At 41.7% G+C, this 1765-nt stretch carries 1 protein-coding gene and 1 pseudogene; both read left to right on the forward strand.

Going from position 1 to position 1765, the window contains the following annotated elements:
* Positions 1-24: 24 nt before the first annotated feature.
* Positions 25-1572 carry a helicase HerA-like domain-containing protein gene (locus DBR11_RS18320; protein WP_108554086.1) on the forward strand — a complete coding sequence of 516 codons (1548 nt, stop codon included), beginning with the start codon at positions 25-27 and terminating at the stop codon, positions 1570-1572.
* A gap of 95 nt (positions 1573-1667) precedes the next feature.
* Positions 1668-1765: pseudogene (locus DBR11_RS30235) on the forward strand (nucleotidyltransferase); the annotation flags it as partial.

Below are 1765 nucleotides of genomic sequence, written 5' to 3' on the forward strand. Positions count from 1 at the left end.
CTTTTAAATAAATTATTTCTTCCTATGAGTGATCAATCTGCAGATTTTACAGAAAAAATCAAAGCTTCTTACACCCCAAGTGGCTCCAGCATCTATTTAGGTGCAGGGATGCTCAATGGTAATGTACTTGCCGAAGCTGAAGTAAACCTTTCTTTAAAAATGATGAACCGTCACGGATTAGTGGCTGGTGCAACCGGAACAGGAAAAACACGTACCCTTCAATTACTGGCAGAACAACTTTCTGATGCAGGCGTACCCGTATTTATGCTGGATGTTAAAGGAGATCTATCTGGTCTTTATCAAGCCGGGGAAAGCAATGCGAAAATTGAGGAAAGGGCTACCCAACTACAGAAACCCTTTACCCCCTCGGGCTTTCCTATCGAACTTTATTCCCTTTCCGGAAAACTGGGTGCACAAATGCGTGCAACCGTTCTGGAATTTGGGCCTACATTACTGTCTAAGATCCTAGATCTAAATGACACTCAAACCGGGGTTCTTGCCGTTATCTTCAAATATGCCGATGACAATAAAATGCCTGTCATTGACCTGAAAGACCTCAAAAAACTCGTATCCTATCTTTCTGAGGGCGAAGGTGCAGACGAAATCAAAAGTTCTTACGGAAAAATATCTCCGGCAACTGCTGGAACAATATTAAGAAAGATTGTCGCTATTGAGCAACAAGGACTGGCCGACATGTTTGGTGAACCTTCTTTTGACATAGAAGATCTTTTTGGCCGAACAGATGGAAAAGGGGTCATCAGCCTGCTTAACATTTCCGATGTTCAAAACCAACCCGTTCTTTATTCTACCTTTCTACTCAGCCTGCTGGCAGAAATCTTTTATAATATGCCGGAAGCCGGAGATCTGGATAAACCTAAACTGGTCTTCTTCTTTGATGAAGCACATTTACTATTTAAGAACTCCTCTAAAGCATTTCTGGAACAAATTGAAACCATTATAAGGCTGATCCGATCTAAGGGCATAGGCGTCTTCTTTTGCACCCAGGCGCCAACAGATGTACCAGAAAGCATACTTGCTCAGTTGGGTAACCGTATACAACATGCCTTACGGGTATTTACCCCCAATGATGCTGATGCTTTAAAAAAAACGGTCAATACTTATCCCAGATCCGATTTCTATCAGATTGATAAAGTATTAACTTCTTTAGGAACAGGCCAGGCGCTGATTACCGTATTAAATGAAAAAGGCATTCCAACTGAAGTTTCTGCAACGCTACTTTCCTCCCCAAGATCCACCATGGGCCCAATGACTACCGCAGATTACAACAGTCTCCTTACATCCAGCCCCTTAACAAAAAAATATGCCGTAGCCATTGACCGCGAAAGTGCCTATGAAATACTCACCAACAGAGTAAATGATAAACTTGCAGAAGAACAACACAGCGAAACCACAAGTGCCAGCTCCGGAAAACAAGAAAAGAGTTTAATTGAACAGGTCATGGGCGCTACAATTACCCGACAAATCGGCAAGGAAATTGTAAGGGGAATATTCGGAATGCTTACTGGCAAAAAGCCCCGCAACAGTGGAGGCAAAGGGTTATTTGGACTCTAAAAACCTAAAGCACTATCATAAAGAGAATTAACATCAAAACACAAAAAAAAACAAATCAAAATATAAACTCAAATGATTATTTTCGTCGCATGAAAATGAAACCTACCTTATTAATTTTGGCAGCTGGCATGGCAAGCCGCTATGGCAGTATGAAGCAAATAGACGGCTTTGGCCCAAATGGAGAAACCATCAT

Origin of the sequence: Pedobacter sp. HMWF019, from assembly GCF_003061025.1 — a bacterium.
Classification (GTDB): Bacteria; Bacteroidota; Bacteroidia; order Sphingobacteriales; family Sphingobacteriaceae; genus Pedobacter.